The sequence below is a fragment of the Streptomyces sp. NPDC058092 genome, assembly GCF_042884935.1.
Classification (GTDB): Bacteria; Actinomycetota; Actinomycetes; order Streptomycetales; family Streptomycetaceae; genus Streptomyces.
In genome coordinates this window covers 179,863-203,496 of record NZ_JBHVSY010000003.1, presented here as the reverse complement: position 1 = coordinate 203,496, position 23,634 = coordinate 179,863, and the positions used below count along the sequence as shown (strand labels likewise).

The 23,634-nt window shown below is 71.1% G+C and carries 21 protein-coding genes and 1 pseudogene; 13 read left to right on the top strand and 9 right to left on the bottom strand.

From position 1 onward, the window contains the following. Positions 1-32: 32 nt before the first annotated feature. The gene (locus ACFVV1_RS07040) at positions 33-701 is read right to left on the bottom strand and encodes a MerR family transcriptional regulator (protein ID WP_389986362.1); all 669 of its coding nucleotides are present in this window, start codon (positions 699-701) and stop codon (positions 33-35) included. A gap of 168 nt (positions 702-869) precedes the next feature. Here ACFVV1_RS07040 and ACFVV1_RS07035 point away from each other — a divergent pair, with 168 nt between their 5' ends. From ACFVV1_RS07035 to ACFVV1_RS07020, 4 genes are all read left to right on the top strand, one after another. Then, complete coding sequence (locus ACFVV1_RS07035) at positions 870-2,393, top strand: flavin-containing monooxygenase (protein WP_389985658.1); 1,524 nt, start codon at positions 870-872, stop codon at positions 2,391-2,393. Then, positions 2,390-3,376, top strand: coding sequence for an alpha/beta fold hydrolase (locus ACFVV1_RS07030; protein WP_389985655.1), 987 nt, complete (start codon positions 2,390-2,392; stop codon positions 3,374-3,376). The genes ACFVV1_RS07035 and ACFVV1_RS07030 overlap by 4 nt, the downstream gene beginning before the upstream one ends. Then, positions 3,373-4,266, top strand: a complete 894-nt coding sequence (locus ACFVV1_RS07025) for an SDR family oxidoreductase (protein WP_389985652.1) — start codon at positions 3,373-3,375, stop codon at positions 4,264-4,266. The genes ACFVV1_RS07030 and ACFVV1_RS07025 overlap by 4 nt, the downstream gene beginning before the upstream one ends. 85 nt (positions 4,267-4,351) lie before the next feature. After that, the gene (locus ACFVV1_RS07020; protein WP_389985649.1) at positions 4,352-4,588 is read left to right on the top strand and encodes a hypothetical protein; all 237 of its coding nucleotides are present in this window, start codon (positions 4,352-4,354) and stop codon (positions 4,586-4,588) included. A gap of 133 nt (positions 4,589-4,721) precedes the next feature. Here ACFVV1_RS07020 and ACFVV1_RS07015 read toward each other — a convergent pair whose 3' ends face one another. The 3 genes from ACFVV1_RS07015 to ACFVV1_RS07005 form a co-directional block, all read right to left on the bottom strand. Further along, a complete protein-coding gene (locus ACFVV1_RS07015) occupies positions 4,722-5,753 on the bottom strand; it encodes a threonine/serine dehydratase (RefSeq protein WP_389985646.1) in 1,032 nt (343 codons plus the stop codon). A gap of 171 nt (positions 5,754-5,924) precedes the next feature. Then, on the bottom strand, positions 5,925-6,128 hold the full coding sequence (locus tag ACFVV1_RS07010) for a DUF397 domain-containing protein (RefSeq protein ID WP_389985642.1): 204 nt from the start codon (positions 6,126-6,128) through the stop codon (positions 5,925-5,927). Continuing rightward, a complete protein-coding gene (locus ACFVV1_RS07005; RefSeq protein WP_389985639.1) occupies positions 6,109-6,405 on the bottom strand; it encodes a Scr1 family TA system antitoxin-like transcriptional regulator in 297 nt (98 codons plus the stop codon). The genes ACFVV1_RS07010 and ACFVV1_RS07005 overlap by 20 nt, the downstream gene beginning before the upstream one ends. A gap of 94 nt (positions 6,406-6,499) precedes the next feature. Between ACFVV1_RS07005 and ACFVV1_RS07000 the strand changes: the two genes are divergently transcribed. After that, the gene (locus tag ACFVV1_RS07000; RefSeq protein WP_389985636.1) at positions 6,500-6,862 is read left to right on the top strand and encodes an ATP-binding protein; all 363 of its coding nucleotides are present in this window, start codon (positions 6,500-6,502) and stop codon (positions 6,860-6,862) included. Positions 6,863-6,893: 31 nt separating this feature from the next. Here ACFVV1_RS07000 and ACFVV1_RS06995 read toward each other — a convergent pair whose 3' ends face one another. Beyond that, a complete protein-coding gene (locus ACFVV1_RS06995) occupies positions 6,894-10,184 on the bottom strand; it encodes a S41 family peptidase (RefSeq protein ID WP_389985633.1) in 3,291 nt (1,096 codons plus the stop codon). Positions 10,185-10,355: 171 nt separating this feature from the next. Here ACFVV1_RS06995 and ACFVV1_RS06990 point away from each other — a divergent pair, with 171 nt between their 5' ends. Continuing rightward, entirely contained in the window at positions 10,356-10,928 is a 573-nt protein-coding gene (locus tag ACFVV1_RS06990) for a TetR/AcrR family transcriptional regulator (RefSeq protein WP_389985630.1), read from the top strand. 146 nt (positions 10,929-11,074) lie between these two features. Further along, entirely contained in the window at positions 11,075-13,366 is a 2,292-nt protein-coding gene (locus tag ACFVV1_RS06985) for an MMPL family transporter (protein ID WP_389985627.1), read from the top strand. Between the two features lie 135 nt (positions 13,367-13,501). Here the strand turns inward: ACFVV1_RS06985 and ACFVV1_RS06980 are convergent, their stop codons facing one another. After that, entirely contained in the window at positions 13,502-13,867 is a 366-nt protein-coding gene (locus tag ACFVV1_RS06980; RefSeq protein ID WP_389985624.1) for an SsgA family sporulation/cell division regulator, read from the bottom strand. 206 nt (positions 13,868-14,073) lie between these two features. Between ACFVV1_RS06980 and ACFVV1_RS06975 the strand changes: the two genes are divergently transcribed. From ACFVV1_RS06975 to ACFVV1_RS06950, 6 genes and pseudogenes are all read left to right on the top strand, one after another. Next, on the top strand, positions 14,074-15,168 hold the full coding sequence (locus tag ACFVV1_RS06975) for an energy-coupling factor ABC transporter permease (protein WP_389985621.1): 1,095 nt from the start codon (positions 14,074-14,076) through the stop codon (positions 15,166-15,168). A 1-nt stretch (position 15,169) separates the two neighbouring features. Next, positions 15,170-15,931: a cobalt ECF transporter T component CbiQ gene (gene cbiQ, locus ACFVV1_RS06970; RefSeq protein ID WP_389985618.1), complete on the top strand. Its 762-nt coding sequence runs from the start codon at positions 15,170-15,172 to the stop codon at positions 15,929-15,931. Then, positions 15,928-16,698, top strand: coding sequence for an energy-coupling factor ABC transporter ATP-binding protein (locus tag ACFVV1_RS06965; RefSeq protein WP_389985615.1), 771 nt, complete (start codon positions 15,928-15,930; stop codon positions 16,696-16,698). The genes cbiQ and ACFVV1_RS06965 overlap by 4 nt, the downstream gene beginning before the upstream one ends. A gap of 66 nt (positions 16,699-16,764) precedes the next feature. Continuing rightward, positions 16,765-17,928: a serine hydrolase domain-containing protein gene (locus ACFVV1_RS06960; RefSeq protein WP_389986360.1), complete on the top strand. Its 1,164-nt coding sequence runs from the start codon at positions 16,765-16,767 to the stop codon at positions 17,926-17,928. Then, positions 17,925-18,725 (top strand): SDR family NAD(P)-dependent oxidoreductase, encoded by an 801-nt coding sequence (locus tag ACFVV1_RS06955; RefSeq protein WP_389985612.1) that lies wholly within the window; start codon positions 17,925-17,927, stop codon positions 18,723-18,725. Before ACFVV1_RS06960 ends, ACFVV1_RS06955 begins: the two co-directional genes overlap by 4 nt. A 620-nt stretch (positions 18,726-19,345) precedes the next feature. After that, positions 19,346-21,051: pseudogene (locus ACFVV1_RS06950) on the top strand (IS200/IS605 family accessory protein TnpB-related protein). A gap of 8 nt (positions 21,052-21,059) precedes the next feature. Here the strand turns inward: ACFVV1_RS06950 and ACFVV1_RS06945 are convergent. The 3 genes from ACFVV1_RS06945 to ACFVV1_RS06935 form a co-directional block, all read right to left on the bottom strand. Next, on the bottom strand, positions 21,060-21,557 hold the full coding sequence (locus tag ACFVV1_RS06945; RefSeq protein WP_389985609.1) for a YbaK/EbsC family protein: 498 nt from the start codon (positions 21,555-21,557) through the stop codon (positions 21,060-21,062). Between the two features lie 80 nt (positions 21,558-21,637). After that, positions 21,638-21,871: a hypothetical protein gene (locus ACFVV1_RS06940; RefSeq protein ID WP_389985606.1), complete on the bottom strand. Its 234-nt coding sequence runs from the start codon at positions 21,869-21,871 to the stop codon at positions 21,638-21,640. Beyond that, positions 21,868-23,505, bottom strand: coding sequence for a penicillin-binding transpeptidase domain-containing protein (locus tag ACFVV1_RS06935; RefSeq protein WP_389985603.1), 1,638 nt, complete (start codon positions 23,503-23,505; stop codon positions 21,868-21,870). Before ACFVV1_RS06935 ends, ACFVV1_RS06940 begins: the two co-directional genes overlap by 4 nt. Positions 23,506-23,634 lie beyond the last annotated feature (129 nt).

Genomic DNA, 23,634 nt, shown 5'->3' with positions numbered 1-23,634 from the left:
CGTCGGGTGTGCGCGGTTTTGGGCCCGCTGCGTCACGGGGCGGGCTTGCGCGGCGTGCGTGCGGTGTCCGCGCGGCGCAGGCGGCGGTCCAGGGCCATGGAGAGTTCGGCGTCCACCACCGCACGGGCCAGTGGGCGGAGTTGGGGCGGTTCGGGTGCGTCGCCGCGGGCATCCTCGTCGCTGTGGGCTTCGAGGACACTCACGAAGAGTTCGGCGAGCGCGTCCGCGTGTTCGCGGACCCGGTGGCCGGCCGAGAGCACCGTGGCGAGCGGCACCCCTTCCCGTACCAGCTCCGCCGAGACCTCCAGCAGACGGCGGCTGATGTGGACGATCTCGTCGCCGTCGGTGGCCAGATAGCCCAGGTCGAGGGCGGCGGCCAGGTTCTCCGGGGTGACCTCGCCCTCGAAGTGGTCCGCGAGCTGCTCGGGGGTGAGGCGGACCGGCGTCTCCTCGCTCGGTTCGCCCAGGCCCAGCACCTCGGCGACATCGCGGCCGCTCTCGAAGGTGCGGGCGAGATCGGCGATGCCGGTCAGGGTGTGGCCGCGCTCCAGCAGGCCCGCGATGGTGCGCAGCCGGGCCAGGTGGTGATCGTCGTACCAGGCGATGCGCCCCTCGCGGCGGGGTGGCGAGATCAGGCCGCGCTCCCGGTAGAAGCGCACGGTCCGTACGGGGATGCCGGCCTCCTTGGCCAGCTCCTCCATCCGGTATTCGCGGTGCTCGCGTTCCTCAGCCACACCCGCACCCTATGTTGTACCGCCGGTAACTTTCCCTTGTCGGACCCCTACCCATCAGTACGGAGCTGCTCTACTCTCCCAACAATGCCAGTGATTGCTGGCAGAGTCGTGTGACGTACCGCGGGAGGCGGCAGCATGGCCCAGCACGAGCACGTACGAGTGGCGGTGATCGGATCCGGATTCGGGGGCCTCGGGGCCGCGGTCCGGCTGCGCCGCGAAGGCATCACGGACTTCGTCGTCCTGGAACGGGCCGGCTCCGTCGGCGGCACCTGGCGCGACAACAGCTATCCGGGCTGCGCCTGCGACGTACCGTCCCACCTCTACTCGTTCTCGTTCGCGCCCAACCCCGAGTGGCCGCGCACCTTCTCCGGGCAGGAACACATCCGCGCCTATCTGGAGCATGTCGCGGACACCTTCGGGCTGCGTCCGCACATCAGGCTCAACCATGAAGTCATGAAGATGAGTTGGGACCGCGACGAGCTCCACTGGGTCATCGGGACCGGTAACGGGGTCACGTTCACCGCCGATGTCGTCGTCTCGGCGACCGGCCCGCTCTCCGACCCGAAGATGCCGGACATCCCCGGGCTCGACGGCTTCCCCGGCAGGGTCTTCCACTCGGCCCGCTGGGACCACGACTACGACCTGACCGGCAAGCGCGTCGCGGTGATCGGCACCGGCGCCTCCGCGATCCAGATCGTGCCCTCGATCCAGCCGAAGGCCGCCAGGCTGACGCTCTTCCAGCGCACCCCGCCGTGGGTCATGCCCCGCATGGACCGCAGGATCAGCGGCGCCGAGCGCTGGCTGCACCGCACGCTCCCCGTCACCGGCACCGCGCGCCGCGGACTGCTGTGGGGCATACGGGAGTTGCAGGTCAGCGCCTTCACCAAGCATCCGAACGAGCTGGGCCTGGTCGAGAAGATAGCCAAGTCCAACATGGCCCGGTCCATCAAGGACCCGGCGCTGCGGGCCAGGCTGACCCCCTCGTACCGCATCGGCTGCAAGCGCATCCTGCTCTCCAGTGCCTACTACCCGGCGCTCGCGCAGCCCAACGTGGACGTGGTCGCCTCCGGTCTGGCCGAGGTGCGCGGCTCCACGGCCGTCGCCTGTGACGGTACGGAGACCGAGGTCGACGCGATCATCTTCGGCACCGGCTTCCACGTGACCGACATGCCGATCGCCGACCGGGTGGTGGGCACGGAAGGCGGCACGCTCGCCGAGTCCTGGAAGGGCGGTATGCAGGCGTTGCGCGGTGCGAGCGCGGCCGGCTTCCCCAACTGGATGACGATCATCGGCCCCAACACGGGGCTCGGGAACTCCTCGATGATCCTGATGATCGAGTCCCAGCTGAACTACATGGCCGACTACCTGCGCCAGTTGAACGTGCTGGGCGGCCGAGTCGCACTCGACGCGCGGCCCTCGGCGGTCAACGCCTGGAACCGTCGCGTCCAGGACCGGATGAAGCGCACCGTGTGGAACACCGGCGGCTGCACCAGCTGGTACCTGGACGTCAACGGGCGCAACACCACGGTGTGGCCGGGCACCACCGCCGAATTCCGTAAGGCGACGCGGTCGGTCGACCTCGCGGAGTACGAGATCGTGCGGATACCGAAGCGGGCCGCTGCCGCCGAGCGGCCGGTCGCCGAGGAGGTCGTGGGATGAGCCGGCTGCTGCGGTGGGACGACGCCCCGCCGGTCCCCGCGCGCGAACTGACCGCGCTCTCCGCCGACGGCGCCCGGATCCACGTCGAGGTGCACGGGCCGGACGGCGCCCCCGCGGTGGTCCTCGCGCATGGCTGGACCTGCAACACCCACTTCTGGGCCGCGCAGATCCGGGACCTGGCGGTGGACCACCGGGTCGTCGCCTACGACCAGCGGGGCCACGGCCGTTCACCCGCGGCCGGCCGCGAGGGGTACAGCACGGACGCCCTCGCCGACGACCTCGAAGCGGTGCTGTCCGCCACCCTCGCACCGGGCGAGAAGGCCGTGCTCGCCGGGCACTCCATGGGCGGCATGACGATGATGGCCGCCGCGCGGCGGGCCGGGCTGCGGGCACACGCGGCGGCCGTCCTGCTGTGCAGCACCGGTAGTTCGCGGCTGATCGCCGAGTCGCTGGTGGTGCCGTTGCGGGCCGGGGCCGTCCGGACCCGGATGACCCGCGCGATTCTCGGGGCGCGGGCCCCGCTGGGGCCGGTCACACCGGTCTCCAGGCGGATACTCAAGTACGGCACGATGGGAGCGGGCTCGGCTCCGGAACGGGTCGAGACCTGCGCCCGGATCGTGCACGCGTGTCCGCGGGTGGCCAGGGTCGCCTGGGGGCACGTCCTCGCGGAGCTCGATCTCGACGCCGGGGTACGGGAGTTGCGGGTGCCCACGGCGGTGATCGCGGGTACGCAGGACCGGCTGACGCCGCCCGTGCACGCCCGCGCGATCGCGGCGGCGCTCCCCGACTGCCTGGGCCTCACCGAACTGGCGGGCATGGGGCACATGACACCGGTGGAGGCGCCCGAGGCGGTCACCGCGAAGATCCGGGAGCTCGTCACCGCGTATGTCCCGGCGGGCGGCGCGTGCAGTGCGGGCGGCGCGGGCAGTACGGACGGTGTGGACGGTGTGGACGGTACGGCCGAGAAGGAGGATGTCGTATGAGCGACCGGCGGAGTCTCGAAGGACAGGTCGTCGTCGTCACGGGCGCGGCGCGTGGCGTGGGTGAACTGCTGGCACGCAAGCTCTCGGCGCGCGGCGCCAGGCTCGCGCTGGTCGGCCTGGAGCCGGACGAGCTGAAGAAGGTCTCCGAGCGGCTGCATTCGGAGAGCGACCACTGGTTTGCGGACGTCACCGACCATGAGGCGATGGCCCGCGTCGCCGAGGAGGTCAAGCAGCGGTTCGGGAAGATCGACATCGTCGTTGCCAACGCCGGGGTCGCTTCGGGCGGCCCGTTCGTCGACTCGGACCCGGACGCGTGGCGCCGGGTCATCGAGGTCAATCTGATCGGTGGCGCGGTGACGGGGCGGGCGTTCCTGCCCGTACTCATGGAGAGCCGCGGCTACTTCCTGCAGATCGCCTCGCTCGCGGCGATCACGCCGGCGCCGATGATGACCGCGTACTGCGCGTCCAAGTCGGGTGTGGAGGCGTTCGCGCACAGTCTGCGGGCCGAGGTCGGCTACCGCGGGGTGAAGGTCGGGGTCGGCTATCTGTCCTGGACCGACACGGACATGGTGCGGGGCGCGGACCAGGACGACGTCATGCGGGAACTGCGGCAGCGGCTGCCCTGGCCGTCGAACCGTACGTATCCGCTGGGCCCGGCGGTCGACCGGATCGTGGCCGGTATCGAGCGGCGCTCCGCGCATGTGTACGCGCAGTGGTGGCTGCGCGGGATGCAGTCCGTACGGGGCTGCCTCCCGACGGTCATCGGGGTCGTCGGGCAGCGGGAGATGCGACGGTTCGGGCCGCGGCTGGAGGGCGTGAGCAAGGGGCTCGTGGGCGCGGGAGGGGCGGCGGACCGGGACGCGCGGGCGGTGCGTACGCAGCGTAAGTGATCGAAATGCGATGAATGTCCGAGCGTGTCAGTCTGGTCGAGGTCCTTACGGACCGTCCCCCAAGCACTCACTAGGAGTAAACAGCATGGGTATCGCAGACCAGTTCAAGGACAAGGCGCAGGAGCTCGCCGACCAGGCGAAGCACAAGGCGAGCGAGGGCAAGGAATCGGGCCGGGAGCGGACGCAGGGCGCGTCCGAGCGGGCCTCGAAGACGTCGCAGCAGGGCCGTGACAAGGCGCAGCAGGGCCGTGACAAGGCCCAGCAAGGCCGTGACAGGGTCCGGGACGCTGCGGACGACACCCGCGAGCGCTTCGACCGCTGACGCGATTCGCGACACTGCGCGTTGTCTGTGAGGGGCGTGCCCGGGTCTCCGGGTGCGCCCCTTTCACGTGGCGTGGACCGGGGCTTTCGGCCGTCGCCGCCCAGCGCGGCAAGTCCTGGCCGGCCACCGGATATCAGTTCTCGGCCGGGTGCACCAGGTCGCTCGGGTCGGTGTTCGCCCCGCACAGCACGACGGCGACCCGCTCGCCGCTGCCCGGCCGGTAGCCGTGGCTCGGCGTTGTCGGCCCGGCCGGAAGGTCCGGGGCGGTGAGCGCTGCCAGTGCGGTGGCGGCGGCGTGCTCGACGGCGACGCGGCGGTGGTCCCACAACTCCTGGCGGGCGCGGACGATTTCGCCGTCCGGTACCAGCACGGAGCGGACGTCGTCCCGGCGGGCGGCGTGCAGGGCCAGCGCGGTGGCGCGGCGGGCGCCGAGGGCGTCGATGGCGACCGAGTCGACGGGGACGTCGACCGGGCGACCGGCCTCGATGGCGGCGTTCAGCGCCCGGCAGTTCTCCGGCTCGACGGCGACCGTGCGGATTCCGTGGTGCTGAGCGGCGGTGGCGACGCCGGCGAACAGGCCGCCCCCGCCGACCGAGACCACCACGGTGTCCAGACCGGGGATCCGGGCATGGATCTCCTCCAGCAGGGTGCCGGCCCCGGCGGCGATCAGCGGGTGGTCGTAGGCGTGCGCGGCGAGCGCGCCGGACGAGACGGCGAACTCCGCACACGCTTCCAGGGCTTCGGCGTACTCCGCGCCGACCACTCGCACGTCCGCCCCGAGGTCGCGGAGCCGGGCCACCTTCACCGCCGGGGCGACGGTCGGCACGAACACCGTGGCGCGCACGCCCTGCTGCCGGGCCGCCCATGCGCAGGCGAGCCCGGCGTTCCCGCCGGAGGTGATGGTCACGCCCGCGTCCGGCAGGGTGCCGGCTTCGCGGTGGGCCTGGACGAAGTTCTGCGCGCCGCGCGCCTTGAAGGAGCCGGTGTGCTGCATGAACTCCAGCGCGAACCAGACCTCGCAGGGCTCCTCGGACCGGGCGTCGAGGAGGCCGCCCTGAGCTGCGCGGATCGTTCCCGGGTCGACGGGGGCGACGGTGACCGGGCGGATGTGTCCGGCGATCCGGTCAGTGGCTGCCTTGATGTCGTCGTACGTGAGCTGGTGCACGTCGTTGCTCCTGCCGAATGAGGATCACGGCCGGGCGTTGAGCCGGCCGGTGGTGGTGGGGGTGGGGGGCGAGGAAGTACGCGAAGGCGATCCGCCGCCCGCCCGCCCGCCCGCGTTCCGTTCCCTCGCGTGGTGGGACGCCCACCTACCCGGCGGCGAACGGCGCGGCGGTCAGTCCGCCTTGACGGCCTCGACGAACGGTGTCCAGGCGGACGCGGTGATGACGAGCGCCGGTCCTTCGGGGCGCTTGGAGTCGCGGACGGGGACGACGCCGGGGAGGCCGTCCGCGACTTCGAGGCAGTCGCCGCCGGAGGTGTTGCTGTAGCTGCTCTTGCGCCAGGTAGCGGCGCGGAGATCAAGATCGCTGCTGGTCATGCCGGTACTCCTCAGCCGCCTTCTCGATCAGGGCGAGGGACACCTCTGGCGGCAAGGCGGCGGCCCTCAGCCGATCGTATGCCTTGCGGTACTGCACCACGAGGGACGGATCGTCGATGGTCTGGCCGTGGTAGGGACCCTCGGTGTAGAGCAGAGGTGGCTCGTCGTCGAAGTTCATGAGGAAGAGCGACAGTTCGGTGAAGGGGCGGGTTGGGCCGTTCCACGGCAGGATCTGCGTAACGATGCGGCTGCGCCGTACCAGGTCGGCGATGTGCACGCGGCGGCCGGTGGATGAGCCCGCTGCCGCTCACGGTGGATCTGCTTGCCGTGCCGAAGGCCGTACCGGAGATGCGGCACACCTTGCGGGAGCGGTGCGGGGGGCGGATTCGCCCGATCTGCTGCTCTGCGTCGGTGAGTTGCTGACCAATGTGATCGTGCATCTCGGTGAGGGGACCCCGGTCACGCTCCGGGGCAGCGGTACGTGCGTTGGCCGTATCCGCGTCGAGCTGAGCGATCCCGCGCCGTGCGCCTGGCCGGTGTTGCGCACTGCGGCGAGCGGCGACGAGTCGGGGCGGGGCCTGTCGCTCGTGGACGCGTTGACGCTGCGGTGGGGCGTCGAGCAGGGGTCGTACGGGAAGACGGTGTGGTGCGAACTGCGGGCGCCTGCCCGGTGGGGCCCGCCGGTGTACGAACCGGCGGGCCTCGGCGGATCCGGAGCCGGGCCGACGCGCTGAGCGCCGAGCGGTGAGCCGTCGCGGGGGCCTTCTACCGTGGCGGCAAGGGGGGACGCCGACGGTCCGGTACCGAGTCGTACGTCGGCGGGGTCGCCGCAGGGTGCGCGGCCAGCAGGTCCAGGGCCACCCGCACCGCGTCGTCGAGTACCGCGTACCGGCCTTCGGCCCAGTCGAGCGGGGTGCGCAGGGCCTCCAGGTCCGGTTCGACACCGTAGTTCTCGACCGACCAGCCGTACGTGTCGAACCAGGCCGCGTTCATCGGCACCGTGATCACCGTGCCGTCGCCCAGCCGGTGCCGGCCGGTCATGCCGACCACGCCGCCCCAGGTCCGCTGGCCCACCACCGGGCCCAGTTTCAGCAGCCGGAACACGGCGGTGATCATGTCGCCGTCGGAGGACGTCGCCTCGTCGGCCAGGGCGACCACCGGACCCCGGGGCGCGTTGGACGCGTACGACACCGGCTGGGCGTTGCGGGTCAGGTCCCAGCCGAGGATGGTCCGGGTGAGCTTCTCGACCACCAACTCGCTGATGTGGCCGCCCGCGTTGCCGCGTACGTCGACGATCAGTGCCGGGCGGGAGACCTCCATGCGCAGGTCCCGGTTGAACTGCGCCCAGCCGGAGCCGCCCATGTCGGGGATGTGCAGATACCCGCACTTGCCGCCGCTCAACTCCCGTACGACCTCACGGCGTTTGGCCACCCAGTCCTGGTAGCGCAGGGGGCGTTCGTCGACCAGGGGGATGATCGCGACGCGGCGGGAAGGGCCTTCGTTGCCGGGCGGGCGGAAGGTCAGTTCGACCGTGGTGCCGCCCGCCGCGGAGAGGAGGGGGTACGGGCCCGCCACCGGGTCGACGGGGCGGCCGTCGACATGGGTGAGGACCGAGCCCTCCCGGATGCCCGTACCGGCCAGCGGGGAACGGGCCTTGGAGTCGGAGGAGTCACCGGGCAGGATGCGCCGGATCGTCCAGTCGCCGTCCCGGCACACCAGGTTCGCGCCGAGCAGCCCGATCGCCCGCTGGTAGTGCGGCGGGCCCTCGTTGCGGCGGGCCGGTGCGACGTACGCGTGCGAGGTGCCCAGTTCGCCCAGGACCTCACGCATCAGATCGGCGAACTCGTCGGGGGAGGCGACCCGTTCGACCAGCGGGCGGTACTGGTCGAGCACGCCGTCCCAGTCGATGCCGCACATGTCCGGTTCCCAGAAGTACGAGCGGATGATGCGGCCGCCCTCTTCGTAGGCCTGCCGCCACTCCGCCGCCGGGTCGACCTCGTGCAGGATGCGGCGCAGGTCGAGGTAGACCGTCGAGTCGCTGTCACCGATCTCGGTGGCGGGGACGGCGCGCAGCTCGCCCTCGTCCATGACGACCAGCCGCGTCGCGTCGCCACTGACCGCGAACCAGTCCAGGTGGCCGACGAGTTCGGTCTTCCTGGCCTTGGAGATGTTGAAGTGTTCGAGCGTGGGGCGGCCCGACATGTCCGCCGGGTTCGCGAACGTCTCACCGAGCGCGCCGGAGATCGGCCAGCGCAGCCAGACGAGCCCGCCGCCGCTCACCGGATGAAGTGCCGAGTACTTCGACGCGGAGACCGGGAACGGCGTCACCCGGTTCTCCAGCCCCTCGAACTCGACCGTGACCGTCGACGGCCCCTCTCCCGTACCGACATCGGGTACGTCGTCGGCCGGGTCGAGACCGCCCGCCGCCGGGCGCCCCTCCGGCGACAGGGCGAACGGGGAGGGCGTCGCCGAGGAGAGCGGCACCAGGTACGGGCGGCAGCCCAGCGGGAAGGAGAGGTCCCCGGTGTGGACGTCGTACACCGGGTCGAAACCGCGCCAGGAGAGGAAGGCGAGGTAGCGTCCGTCGCCCGTGAAGACGGGATTCTCGTCCTCGAAGCGGCCGTTGGTGACATCGACGATCACCGGCGATCCCGTCCCCAGGATGCGGGCCAGTTTGATCTGGCGCAGGGAACGGCCGATCCCGGGGTGCGACCAGGTCAGCCAGGCGCCGTCCGGCGAGAACGCCATGTCGCGGACCGGGCCGTTGATGGAGCGGATCAGTTCCACGGGCTCCCCCGTGGACGTCTCCTCGTCCGTGTCCAGGAGCAGCAGCCGCCCGTCGTTCGTCGCGATCGCCAGGCGCTCGCCGTCCGGGTCGGAGGCCAGTTCGTGGACCCTGCCGATCTGCCCGGAGGCCAGCCGGCGCGGAGCGCGGTCACCGCTGGCGCGCGGCAGGAAGGCGATCTCGATCGCGTCCTCGCCGTCGGCGTCCGTGACGTAGACGACCTGGCCGCCGCTGCCGAGCATCTCGGGCAGCCGGACCCGGACGCCCGGGGTGTCGGCGATCGTCCGGGCGGGGCCGTCGCGGTGGGTGAGCCAGTACAGGCTGCCGCGTACGGAGACGGCGCTGGCCCGGCCCGTCTCGTCCACGGACAGCGCGTCGATGTTGCTGGCGGCCGGCACCTGGTGCGTACGCCGTCCGACGCGCGGCCCGCCGAGCCGTACCTCCAGCTTCCGCGGCACCGCGTCCGGCGACGTCAGGTCGTCCACCAGCCACACATCGCCCGTGCACTGGTAGACGACCCGGCGCCCGTCGCTGGAGGCGTGCCGGGCGTAGAAGGCGTCGTGGTCCGTGTGGCGGCGCAGATCGGTGCCGTCGGGCCGGCAGGAGTACAGATTGCCGACGCCCTCGTGATCGGAGAGGAACGCGATCCGGTCGCCGACGAACATGGGTGAGTCGAGATGCCCGCCGATGTCCGGGAGCAGCCGCCGGCCGTGCAGCCACAGCCGCCCCATCGCACCGCCCCGGTACCGCTTCCACGCGGCCGGTTCGTGCGGCGGCTTGCCGGTGAGCAGCAGGGTGCGGCGCTCGCCGTCGATGTCGGCGACCGCGATGTCGGAGACCGGCCCCCAGGGCAGCTTGCCGCCGGGGCTGCCGTCCGTGGGGAGGGTGTAGGCCCAGGAGATGTGCGCGAACGGCTGGTTGTGCGAGGACACGGCGAGGATCTGGGCGGCGTCCCCCGGATCGGGGGTCCAGCCGCAGACCCGGGCGTCCGTCGACCCCCAGTAGGTGAGCCGCCTTGCCGGGCCCCCCTCGACCGGTGCGAGGTGGATCTCGGGGTCGAGGCTGCGCCAGGTCGTGTAGGCGATACGGCTCCCGTCGGGGGAGAACCGCGGGTGGCTGACTCTGGTCCGGTCGACGGTCACCCGCCACGCGCGGCCCGGCCGCTGCCCCTCCGGCGCGAGGGGAGCGACCCAGAGGTCGTCCTCGGCGGCGAAGCAGAGCAGATCGTCGTGGAGGTGCGGGAATCGGAGATACGCGACGTCGTCACTCACTCTTCAATGCTTTCCGCGTGCGGGGGCCCCGGCAACTTGTGGTGCGGAACACAAGCGAAACGTTTTCGTTTCGCTGGGTGGCGGGGTAACGTCGAAGTGTACGAAACAGTTTCGTTCGATTGACTCGCTGTGCGAGAGTTGCGGACAGAACGGCGAACAGGAGGTCGACCCATGGCACGCACCCGGCTCACGCCCGAGCGTGAGAGCGAGCTGTACGCCGCCGTGCTCGACCTGCTCCGCGAAGTCGGCTACGACGCCCTGACCATGGACGCCGTCGCCGCCCGTACCCGTTCCAGCAAAGCCACCCTCTACCGCCAGTGGGGGAGCAAGCCCGAGCTGGTCGTCAGGGCCCTGCGGCACAACAAGCCGGTCTCCCTCGCGGAGGTCGACACCGGATCGCTGCGCGGCGACTTCCACGCCGTGCTGAGCCGCAGCGACGACTGCCAGATGGAGAAGGACTCCGCGCTGATGCGGGGCCTGAGCCGTGCCGTCCACGACAATCCCGATCTGCTCCAGGCCCTGCGCGAGCTGCTGATCGAGCCGGAGATGACCGGCCTCGACACGCTGCTGCGCCGAGCTGTGGACCGGGGTGAACTGCGTCCGGACCATCCGGCGCTGAAATATGTATCGCACATGCTGATCGGTGCCTTCACCGCTCGGCAGCTGGTCGAGAACCGCCCCGTCGACCAGGCGTTCCTCACCGACTACGTCGACTCCGTGATCCTCCCCGCTCTCGGCGTCTGACCCCTTCGCGCGGCAGGTCCGTTCAGCGCGACCCGTCTCCTTCGTACGGCCCCCTCCCCAAGCTCCACCTGACACGCCGCTCTCGTCGTCGGGCTGGTTCCTCACGCCCTTTTCCACTCACACGACCTGACCGGGAGTACGACTCCGTGGCCACATTCCTCTACAAGCTCGGACGGCTCGCCTTCCGGCGCCGCCGCTATGTCGCCCTGATCTGGGTGGCACTGCTGGCACTCGCCGGATTCGGCGCGGCTTCCGCGTCCACCGCCACCTCCAGTTCCTTCTCGATCCCGGGTACGGAGGCTCAGAGGGCCTTCGACCTGCTGGAACAGCGCTTCCCCGACGCCAGCGCCGACGGCGCGACCGCACGGGTCGTCTTCAAGGCCCCCGACGGCCAGAAGATGACGGACCCGGCGAACAAGGCCGAGGTGAACAAGCTCGCGGGCGAGCTGAAGTCCGGCTCGGACCAGATCGCCTCCGTCACCGACCCGTACACCGGCAACGCCGTCAGCAAGGACGGCTCCACGGCGTACGTCTCCGTGTCCTACAAGGTCAACTCGATGGAGCTGACCGACGCGACCCGCAGCGCCCTGGTGGACGCGGGCCACGCGGCGCAGAAGAGCGGGATGACCGTGGAGATCGGCGGTGACGCGCTCCAGGTGATGCCGGAGACCGGGGCCACCGAGATCATCGGCGTCGCGATCGCCGCGGTGGTGCTCGTCATCACCTTCGGTTCGCTGATCGCCGCCGGGTTGCCGCTGCTCACCGCCCTGATCGGGGTCGGCATCGGCGTCTCGACGATCACGGCCCTGGCGAACGTGCTCGACCTGGGCTCCACCACCTCCACCCTCGCGATGATGATCGGCCTCGCGGTCGGCATCGACTACGCGCTGTTCATCGTCTCCCGCTACCGCGCCGAGCTGGCCGAGGGCCGGGAGCGCGAGGAAGCGGCCGGACGGGCCGTCGGCACGGCCGGTTCCGCGGTCGTCTTCGCCGGTCTCACCGTCGTGATCGCGCTGGTCGGCCTCGCCGTCGTGAACATCCCGATGCTGTCGAAGATGGGCTTCGCCGCGGCCGGCACGGTCGCGATCGCCGTCCTCATCGCGCTCACCCTGGTTCCGGCGCTGCTGGGCTTCGCGGGCAAGCGGGTCATGGGACGCAAGGCGCGCAAGGCCGCTGCGGCGGAGAGCCGGTCCGGGGCGGAGAGCCGGCCCGAGCCGAAGCCGAACATGGGCACCCGCTGGGCGCGGTTCGTGCTGCGCAAGCCGGTCTGGGTGCTGCTGGCCGGTGTCATCGGCCTCGGTGTCATCGCCGTACCGGCCGCCTCCCTGGAGATGGGTCTGCCGGACGACGGCTCCCAGCCCACCAGCACCACCCAGCGGCGCGCCTACGACCTGCTCTCCGACGGCTTCGGCCCCGGCTTCAACGGGCCGCTGATGGTTGTCGTCGACACCGCGAACAGCTCCGACGGCAAGACCGCGGCCAAGCAGGTCTCCGACGAGATCTCCGGCATCCCGGGCGTCGTCGCCGTCTCCCCGGCCCAGTTCAACAAGGCCGGCGACACCGCGATGATCACCGTCGTCCCGAAGGACCGGCCGAGCTCCACCGAGACCGAGAACGTGGTCCACGCGATCCGAGACACCGGCAAGGACATCAAGTCCGGCACCGGCGCCGAGGTTCTGGTCACCGGCTCCACGGCGATGAACATCGACTTCTCGCAGAAGATGAACGACGCGCTGCTGCCGTACCTGGCGCTCGTCGTCGGCCTGGCCTTCCTGCTGCTGATGCTGGTCTTCCGGTCGGTGCTGGTGCCGCTGAAGGCGGCCCTCGGCTTCCTGCTCTCGGTCGTCGCGGCCCTGGGCGCGGTCGTCGCGGTCTTCCAGTGGGGCTGGCTCGGCTCGCTCTTCGGCGTGGAACAGACCGGCCCGATCATGTCCATGATGCCGATCTTCATGGTGGGCGTGGTCTTCGGTCTGGCCATGGACTACGAGGTCTTCCTCGTGACCCGGATGCGGGAGGCGTACGTCCACGGGGAGAAGGCCCCGCAGGCGATCGTCACCGGCTTCCAGCACGGCGCCCGCGTCGTCACCGCCGCGGCCGTGATCATGATGGCGGTCTTCGCCGGGTTCATCGGCTCCAGCGAGACGATGATCAAGATGATCGGCTTCTCGCTCGCCATCGCCGTCTTCTTCGACGCGTTCGTCGTCCGGATGGCGATCGTGCCCGCGGTCCTCGCCCTGCTCGGCAAGCGCGCCTGGTGGCTGCCGCGCTGGCTGGACCGGCTCCTGCCGAACGTGGACGTGGAGGGCGAGGGGCTGCGCAAGCAGCTCGGCGAGACGTCCGAAGGCGGCACCGGCGGAGGCGGCTTCGGCGGTGACGGACGCGGCGGTGACGGACGCGGCGGTGACGCCGGGGGTGAGCGCGAGCTGACCCGCGTCTGAACCGTGGAGCCTCCGGGGCCCGCGCCTGAGCGGAGCGCGGCCCCGGATGCGCCGGTTACCTGTGGGGACGGGGAACCGGGGCGATGACGGAAGCCCCTGTGCGAGCGGCACGGGGGCTTCTGTCATGCGGATGCGTCATGCGTCCATACGGGTCACGCGCGCGGGGCCGGGGGCGTTCTCGCCGTGGGTGCGGTGCAGAAAACGGATCAGCGGCGCGTTGTCGAACTGCACCACCTCCACGCCCTCCTTCGAGCGGAGCTCCACGACCAGCTGGGTCCGGCCGCACGGCCACACCCGGACGCCGCCGCGTTCGGCGGGGGAGCGCAGTCCGCGCTCCAGCAGGTCGCGGCTGAAGGCCCAGTCGGTGCCGCCGGGGAAGGCGACATGGACGGTGCGCGGGTCGACGTCGGCGTCGTACAGCAGGTCGACCGGTACTGCCGGGAGGTCGGGGGTGTCATTGACGAGCCAGGCCTCGGCCTGTTCATGAATCACGGGGGGCATGGCCGACTCCTCCAGTCTGTTCATGTTCGTCATCCAATGTCCCATATTTTCCGCCGGGGGCGCGGCGAGATCTCCCGCCAGGGGGAGCCGGGGGCGGCCAGCTGTGACATACCCGCTCTTGCGAAGCATTCGCAACAAGGCCCTATCATTGAGCGGTTCACGACACCATCCGCGGTAACGCAGGATCGCAGGAAGCGGAGCCCTCCATGCATGTACCCGACGGATTCATCGACGCCCCCGTCTCCGCCGCCGCCGGAGTCGTCGCCGCGGGCGCCGTCGCCGTCAGCCTGCGAGGTGCCCGCCGTGAACAGGGGGGCACCTCCCGCTCGAGCGCAGCCGAGAGTGGGGGAGAGCGCACCGCGCCGCTCGCCGGTCTCGTCGCCGCGTTCATCTTCGCCGTGCAGATGCTGAACTTCCCGGTCGCCGCGGGCACCAGCGGGCATCTGCTGGGCGGGGCGCTCGCCGCGATCCTGGTCGGGCCGTACACCGGGGTGCTCTGCATCTCCGTCGTCCTGCTCATGCAGGGCGTCCTCTTCGCCGACGGCGGTCTCACCGCGCTCGGCGTGAACGTGCTCGACATGGGCATCACGACCACCGTCGTCGCGTACGCCCTCTTCCGCGGGCTGGCCCGCGTCCTCCCGCGGACCCGTCGCTCCGTGACGGTCGCGTCCTTCGTCGCCGCCCTGGTCTCCGTACCGGCCGCGGCCTGCGTCTTCACGCTGATCTACTGGATCGGCGGCACCACGGACATCCCGATCGGCAAGGTCTTCACCGCCATGGCCGGGGTCCACGTCCTCATCGGGATCGGCGAGGCCGTGATCACCGCGCTGACCGTCGGCGCCGTCGTCGCCGTACGCCCCGATCTGGTCCACGGCGCCCGCGGACTCACCGCCCCGCTCAAGCTCCGGGTCGACGGCGAGCTCGTCGACGCCCCGGCCCGGCAGCCCGTTGCCCCGGTCGCCGCCCGCTCCACCCGGGGACTTTGGGCCACCGGCCTGGTCACCGCCCTCGTCCTGGCGGGCTTCGTCTCCTTCTACGCCTCCGCGAGCCCCGACGGCCTGGAGAAGGTCGCCGCCGACCAGGGCATCGACAAGAAGACCGAGGAGCACGCCGCCAAGGACTCCCCGCTCGCCGACTACGGCGTCAAGGACGTCTCCGACGCCCGCATCTCCGGCGGCCTCGCCGGGGTGATCGGTGTCGGTGCCACGATCGTGGTCGGCAGCGGGGTCTTCTACGTGATCCGCCGCCGTCGCACGCCGGACGCGCCCGTCGGCTCCGCGCACGACCGGGAAATGGTCTGACATGGGCGCGGGACATGCGCACAAGCTCTACCGGCACGGGCACTCGCCCGTCCACGACCTGCCGCCGCACTGCAAGCTCGCCGCCGCCCTCTGCTTCGTCGTGGTCGTCGTCTCGACGCCGCGCGAGGCGGTGTGGGCGTTCGCGCTCTACGCGGTACTGATCGGCGCCGTCACCGCACTGGCCCGCATCCCCGCGGGCTTCGTGCTCAAGCGGCTGCTCATCGAGGTGCCGTTCGTCGCGTTCGCGCTGCTCATGCCGTTCGTGGTGCCCGGCGAGCAGACCCACGTCCTCGGCCTCTCCGCCAGCGTCCCCGGCCTCTGGGGCGCCTGGAACGTCCTGGCCAAGGGCACCCTCGGCGTCGCCGCCTCCGTACTCCTCGCCTCCACCACCGAACTGCGCGCGCTGCTGCTCGGCCTCCAGCGGCTCAAGCTGCCGCCGCTGCTCGTCCAGATCGCGTCCTTCATGATCCGGTACGGCGATGTGATCACCGACGAGATGCGCCGGATGTCGATCGCCCGCCGCTCCCGCGGCTTCGAGGCCCGCGGGATACGGCAGTGGGGCGTCCTGGCCACATCGGCGGGCGCGCTCTTCATCAGGTCGTACGAGCGCGGCGAACGCGTCCACCTCGCGATGGTCAGTCGCGGCTACGCCGGTTCCATGCCGGTCATCGACGAGGTGACGGCCTCCCGGACCCAGTGGGCGTACGCCGCCGCCCTCCCCGTCCTCGCCCTCACGATCTGTCTGCTGGGATGGACCCTATGAGCCTGCACACCGCCCCCGCGCCGTCCCTGGAGGTCAGCGGCCTCGCCTACGCCTACCCCGACGGCCACCAGGCGCTCTTCGGCGTGAACCTGACGGTCGACCGGGGCGAACGCGTCGCCCTGCTCGGCCCCAACGGAGCCGGCAAGACCACCCTCGTCCTCCACCTCAACGGCATCCTCGACGCCGGCGCGGGCACCGTCCGGGTCGCCGGTCTCCCCGTCGAGAAGCGCAACCTCGCCGAGATCCGCCGCCGCGTCGGCATCGTCTTCCAGGATCCCGACGACCAGCTCTTCATGCCCACCGTCCGGGAGGACGTCGCCTTCGGCCCCGCCGCGTCCGGGCTGCGCGGCGCCGCGCTGGAGGAACGCGTCACCGAAGCGCTGACGCAGGTCGGCATGGCGGAGTACGCGGACCGGCCGCCGCACCACCTCTCCTTCGGCCAGCGCCGCCGCGTCGCCGTCGCCACCGTCCTCGCCATGCGGCCGGAGATCCTCGTCCTGGACGAGCCGTCCTCCAACCTGGACCCGGCCTCCCGGCGCGAGCTCGCCGACATCCTGCGGTCCCTGGACGTCACCGTGCTCATGGTCACGCACGATCTGCCGTACGCCCTGGAGCTCTGCCCGCGCGCGGTAGTCCTGAGCGAGGGCGTCATCGCGGCCGACGACCGTACCCAGGACCTGCTCTGCGACGAGAAGCTGATGCGCAGCCACCGTCTGGAGCTGCCCTTCGGCTTCGACCCGCGTTCCGTGACCGTGGATTCGAGGTGACCCGCCACATCTGCGACCTGCGACGGGATGCACCATGGGGGGATGAGCGGCAGCGCAGGAACAGGTGTGGACGTACGGGGCACGGTGGCGGCCGGATTCGAACCGGTCCGGGATGCCTTCGTCCGTAACTTCGAGCAGCGCGGCGAACGCGGCGCCGCAGTCACGGTCTACCGGGACGGGCGCAAGGTCGTCGATCTGTGGGCCGGTACGAGAGACGTCGACGGGGCCGAGCCGTGGGCCGTCGACACCGTGCAGATCGTCCGCTCGGCGGGCAAGGGCATCGCCGCCGCCGTACCGCTGCTGCTGCACCAGCGCGGCCAGGTCGATCTCGACGCCCCGGTCGGCACGTACTGGCCGGAGTTCAAGGCGGCCGGCAAGGAGCGGGTGCTCGTCCGTCACCTCCTCGCCCACCGGGCCGGCATACCCGCGCTCGACTGCCCGCTGACCCCCTCCGAGGCGGCCGACGGGGTCTCCGGTCCGCAGGCCGTCGCGGCCCAGCGCCCCCAGTGGGAACCCGGCACCGACCACGGCTACCACGCCCAGACCTACAGCTGGCTCATCGGCGAACTGGTGCGCAGGGTCACCGGCCGCACCGTCGGCCGCTGGATCGCCGAGGAGATCGCCCGCCCGCTCGGCCTGGACTTCTGGTTCGGCCTCCCGGCCGACGAGGCGCACCGGGTGGGCCGCATCGGCCCCGTCGAACCGCCGGCCGTCGCGGGCAACGGCGGCACCCTGCGGATGCGCCCCAAGCGGTCCGTCGCCGAGGCGTACCGCGATCCGGAGTCCCTCACCCGCCGCGCCTTCGGGGCCATCGACCCCTTCCCCGACGAGAACGCCCCCGACTACCGGGCGGCCGAACTCCCCGCCTCCAACGGCATCGCCACCGCCCGCGCGCTGGCCCGCTGCTACGCCGCGATGATCGGCCCGGTCGACGGCCACCGCCTGTTCGCCCCGGCCACCCTCACCCTCGCCCGCACCGAGGAGTCGGCGGGTCCGGACCGGATCCTGGTCGTCAACACCCGTTTCGGCCTCGGCTACATGCTGCACGGCCCGGCGGCCCCGCTGCTCGCCCCCGGCTCCTTCGGCCACCCCGGCCGGGGCGGCTCGCTCGGCTTCGCCGACCCCGAATCCGGTATCGCGCTGGGCTATGTGACGAACGGTCTGCGGAAGGGAGTCACCGCCGATCCCCGTGCCCAGGCCCTGGTCAGGGCAGTACGGTCGGCGCTATGACTCCTCCTTCCTCTGCTGGTTCACGGTTCGACGGATACGGCGTACTCATCACCGGGGCGGGCCAGGGCATCGGGGCCGCCACGGCCCGTCGGCTTGCCTCGGAGGGCGCCGGCGTCCTGGTCACGGACCTGGACGGCGACCGCGCCGAACGCACCGCCGCGGCGATACGCGAGACGGGCGGGACCGCCGAGGCACTGCCCTGCGACGTGTCCGACCGGGCGGCGGTCGAGGCCGCGGTCGCCCGCGCCGTCGCCGCCTTCGGCTCCCTCGACGTGCTGGTCAACAACGCGTACGCCTGCACGCCCGATGCCCCGCTCTTCGAGGACGAGCCCGACGAGGCCTGGCAGCGCGACCTCGACATCACCCTCACCGGCCCGTACCGGTGCGCCCGCGCCGCACTTCCGCACCTGGTGGCCTCCGGCCGGGGCGCGATCGTCAACATCGGCTCGGTCAACGGCGAACAGGACTTCGGCAACCACGCCTACAGCGCCGCCAAGGCCGGCCTGGGCAGCCTGACCCGCACCCTCGCGGGCCACGCCGGACCGCGCGGCGTACGCGTCAACCTGGTCGCGCCCGGCACGATCCGCACGGCCGCCTGGGCGGGCCGTGACGCGGAACTGTCCCGGGTGAGTGGCCTCTACCCGCTCGGCCGGGTCGGCGAGCCCGACGACATCGCGTCCGCCGTCGCCTTCCTCGCCTCGCGCGACGCGGCCTGGATCACGGGCACGACGCTACGGGTGGACGGCGGTCTGACCGCGGTGAACTCCGGCTTCCGGCAGGCGATTTCGGCGGAGTGACGGAGCCCGTGTACGTATCGCCGGGGGCACCGGCGGGCGGTCCCGGGGCATTCCCTTGACGAAGACCCGGCCCCGGGCGGTGTCCAGGGTGGCGGCGAACCGACTGCTGAACCCATGACCGGCCGACTCGACTCTCTCGATCGGGCCGGTCTGTTCGCGGATCGCCGTGTGGACTTCGTCGGGGAGCTCGCCCCAGCTGTTCCTCGGCATGGCGCGGAGTACAGGTGGGGTGCAAAACGAACGTGACACATCGGGGTTCGGGTGTCACGTTCTCGCGAAGGGGTGGGCGGCGAGCCCCCGGAGACGCCGCCCGCCCCTTCCGGTCAACTCGTGTGCAGCATCAGCCCGATGCCGACCGGTTCAGCCGTTGGCCACGGGGGTGTCGTTGGTTGCCCTGCGCCACAGCCGGTCGGAGCTGGGCTGTGCGATGTTCAGGTAGAGGGTTGTGAGCTGCTGTCGGTTTGCTGAGCTGAAGTGCGTTGTAGTGAGCAGGAGTGAGTCCTGTCGGCGGGTTCACGCGGGTGGGAACGGGAGTTCTGGGGCCGAATGGGTGACCTTGGCGGCTGGTGCTCGTTGGGCTGGGTAGTGGGTTTCCGGTCTCGTGGGAGGGGGGTGTTGGGGTGGGTGGTGTGCGGGAGTTGGCGGCGCCGTTCGTGGTGCCCGGGCCGTGCGGGGTGGCGATCCGGGACCGTCTCAAGCACCCCACCTCCCAGGACGAGAAGGTTCTGCGCGCGGTGGGTGAGCATCAGGGCCGTCTGGCTTCCCGGGATCTCAGGGCCCGTTGTGCGGATGGTCTGGAGCACAGCAAGGAGACCTGGGCGGCGCGTAAGCGGGACCTGACCGCACAGTCGTCGTCGCGGATCGCCGGTGCGATCACCAAGGCCACCCATGATCAGTGGGCGCTGGCGCGCCGTTGTCAGGCGGCGCAGATCCGGAATCTGGAAGCCGGGATCGGGATGCTGCGGCACCGCCTGTCCCTCCCCTTCGGGCAGAAGGGCACCAAGCGGGGAGCCGGTGGCTACCGCTCCAAGGGTGAGTGGTTCCACAAGTCCCGCCGTCTCGCGGCGCTGGAAGCGCGGCATGATGCCGCGGTTCGTGACCGGCAGGCCGGACGCGTCCGGGTGGTGCGGGGCGGCAAGCGCCTCCTCAACACCCGCCACCACCTCACCCAGGCCCACCTCACCGAAGAGCAGTGGCGAGAACGCTGGGAAGCGGAGCGCTGGTTCATCGCCGCCGACGGCGAGTCCGGGAAACGGTTCGGGAACGAAACGATCCGCGTCACCCCGGACGGCGAGGTCAGCATCAAACTGCCCGCCCCGCTCGCGCACCTGGCCAACGCCCCTCATGGCCGGTACACCCTCACCACCCGTATCGGGTTCGCGCACCGGGGCCAGGAGTGGGCCGACCGCATCACCGCGAACCGTGCCGTCGCCTACCGCATCCACCTCGACACCGAACGTGGCCGCTGGTACCTCACCGCGTCCTGGCAACGCCCCGTCGTCCAGACCATCCCGCTGGAGACGGCCCGCGCCCGGGGCATGGTCGGTGTCGACACCAACGCCGACCACTTCGCCGCCTACCACCTCGACCCGCACGGCAACCCCATCGGCGACCCGCACCGCTTCCCCTACGACCTCTCCGGCACCGCCACCCACCGCGACGGACAGATCCGCCACGCCCTGACCCGCCTGATCAACTGGGCCAAACAGGCCGGTGTGAGCGCGATCGCCATCGAAGACCTCGACTTCACCACCGAGAAGACCCGCGAGAAACACGGCCGCAAGAAGCGGTTCCGGCAGCTGATCTCAGGTATTCCGACCGGGAAGCTCAAGGCCCGGCTGGTTTCCATGGCCGCCGAACAGGGCCTGAGCATTGTCGCGGTCGACCCCGCCTACACCTCGATGTGGGGTGCCCAGCACTGGCAGAAACCGCTGGCCACCCCCAAGCGAAAGATGTCCCGTCACGATGCCGCCGGCATCGCGATCGGACGACGCGCCCTCGGACACCCGGTCCGGGATGGGGTATCCCCTGCTCGAACGTAGTTGAGAGCTTGGGGAAGGACGGCACCGCCCCCACACGACCAATGGGGTCTCCCCTGCTCGAACGGAGTTGAGAGCTTGGGGAAGATCGTGCGGGGCATCGGACCGCCCAGGCCCCACCGGGCACCCGGGGGCGTGACGGAACCCGCCCACCCGCAACGGATCACGCCCCTGGAGGCATGCCGCCGAACGGGACGAGAAAGCGGGGACCCAGTGCATCCAACACCGTTCGGGATGCGCCCAGCACATATGAGTGGGTCCAGGACTCACTCATGCACACTGGCTAGGAACGGTGTCACGCGGACTGCTCGCGCACATCCACCACGGTTCCACCGGCGTGCCCGATCAGGTTCTTGGGGTCGAGCGGGAAGACCGTGTGCGGGGTGCCCGCCGCCGCCCACACCACGTCGTGGTCCAGCAGTCCGCGGTCGGCCAGCACCCGGGTCGTCGTACGGTGCCCGAAGGGCGGTACGCCCCCGATCGCGTACCCGGTCGTCTCCCGGACCAGATCGGCCCCGGCCCGCTTGACCTTCCCGGCCCCCAGCTCTGCGCGTACGAGCTCGACGTCGACGCGCGAGGAGCCGTCCATCAGGACCAGCACCGGGACGCCGTCGGCCTCGAAGATCAGGGACTTGACGATCTCGCTGAGCTCGCAGCCGATCGCGGCAGCGGCCTCGGCGGCGGTACGGGTGGCCTCCGGGAACCGGCGGACCTCGACATCGAGGCCCAGCTCCCGCAGGGCCTCGGCGAATCGGGGGTGGGCTTCGGCGGCGGTGGTGTCGGGAGTGCTCATGCCCCGCACGCTAGCGAACGCGGTACGGGGCGCGCGACGGGGTTCCGCGCGTGCGGAACCCCGTCGAGAGGGAATCGCCGTCACCTCTTCCCGGCGTACGACACGACGCAGCCGGCGGTCAGCGTCACCCCGAGCACTCCTACGGCAAGTAGTCCAAGGACCTTGAGGAGTCCCACGCCGTCCGCCACGCCTCTGATCGCGCCGGCGATCCCGCCGACGGACGCGCATATCCCGAGCACGAACATGCGCGAGCCGAGGGGCCCTGACCGGCCGCGGCCGGACGTGCCCACGGCCTTGGCGGGTGGACGCCTCACGATCCCGCTCGGAGCACCGCTGCCACCACCGGGCCCGCCGCGTCGCCGCCGTGGCCGCCGGACTGGACGACCGCCGCGGCGGCGAGGTCGTTGCTGAAACCGGTGAACCAGCTGTTGGACGTGGCCTGGCCGTCGACCTCCGCCGAGCCCGTCTTGGCGCCCTTGTCGCCGCCGACCGAGGCCATCGCGGCCTTTCCGGTACCCCAACTCGCTGTCTGGCGCATCATGTCGGTGACCTGCTGGGACGCGGACGGGGAAAGCGACCGGGAGGCGGTGGCGATCGGCCGGCCGTCGAGGTCCCGGTCGACGAGGATCGGCTGGCGGAAGGTGCCGTTCTTCGCGGTGGCGGTGATGGACGCCATGGTGAGTGCGTTCATCTGGATCGTGCCCTGACCGATGTACTGGGCGGCCGCCTCGCCACCGGTGGCCTCGGGCACGCTGCCGTCGGAGGTCACCACACCGGTCTGCCAGTTCAGGCCGATTCCGAAGACGTCACGGGCCTCCTTGGCGAGCGCCGCGTCGTCCTTCGTGTCGTCGATCAGCTTGATGAAGGCCGTGTTGCAGGAACGGGCGAAGCTGGTCGTCAGGGTGCCGTCGGGGATCGAGAAGTCGTCCAGGTTCTTGAAGGTACGGCCCATGTACATCGCGGTGGGCGGGCACTCGATCTTCTGGTTCGCCGAGGCGAGGCCCTTCTCGATCAGCAGCGCCGCCGTCACGATCTTCATCGTCGACCCGGGTGCCTGCTTGCCCTGCATCGCCGTGTTGAAGCCGGTGGCCGGATTGTTGGCGACCGCGCGGATCGCGCCCGTGGACGGCCGGACCGCGACCACCGAGGCCTGGCTGAACTTCTTCACGGCCGTCTCGGCCGCCGCCTGGGCGTTCGCGTCCAGGGTGGTCTGCAGCTTGCCCGGTCTGCCCTTGGTGAGGGTCAGCAGGGTCTTGTCCGGCCCGTCCGCGTTCTCGCTCTCGATCCAGGTCTCGATGCCGGCCGTGCCGCCGGCCTTCTCGCCGTACTTGTCGCGCAGCGCGTCCAGGATCGGGCCCAGGGAGGGGTACTTCTCCTTGGTGAGCGCCCTGCCGTTGTGGTCGACGGCCTCGATCGACGGTGTCGACGCCTCACCCGTCTTCAGCGACGCACCGGCCGTCAGCTGCGGGTGGATCACGGCGGGGGCCCATTCGACCAGCGGCCGGCCGGTGGTCAGGCCGCGCACCACGGTCAGTTCGGAGGAGTACGACCACGGCTTGCTCTTCCCCTCGAACGACACGGTCGCCTTCACCGTGTAGGGCACCTTCGTACCGACCGCCGGGCCCGGAGTGATCACCGCATCGGTGACATGGGCGCTCTCGCGGTAGCCGCTCAGGGCCGGTTCGGCCTCGGTCGCGTTGTTGGTGAGCTGGGACGCGACGGTCGCGTCACCGCTCGCCCAGGCCTTGAGGAACTTCTTCGCCGTGTCATCGATCTCCGCGGCGGTGACCGGCCCCGTCTTCACCTCGGCGGAGGCGGACCTGCTGTTCGTACCGTCGTCGCCACCGCCGTTCAGCCCGTCCAGGACGTTGTACGCGCCGTAGCCCACCCCGCCGACCACGACCGCGAACACTCCGCCGACCATCGCGACCTTCGCTCCACTGCGCATCCGTCAGTCCCCCTCCCCAGGAGTTCCCCTTGAACGCGTTCAAGGGGATGCTGCTGGGCACCCTACGGGACAGTGGTGACAGTCGAGATGGTTGTTATAGGAACGCGATACGTGCGGCGTGAATGCAAC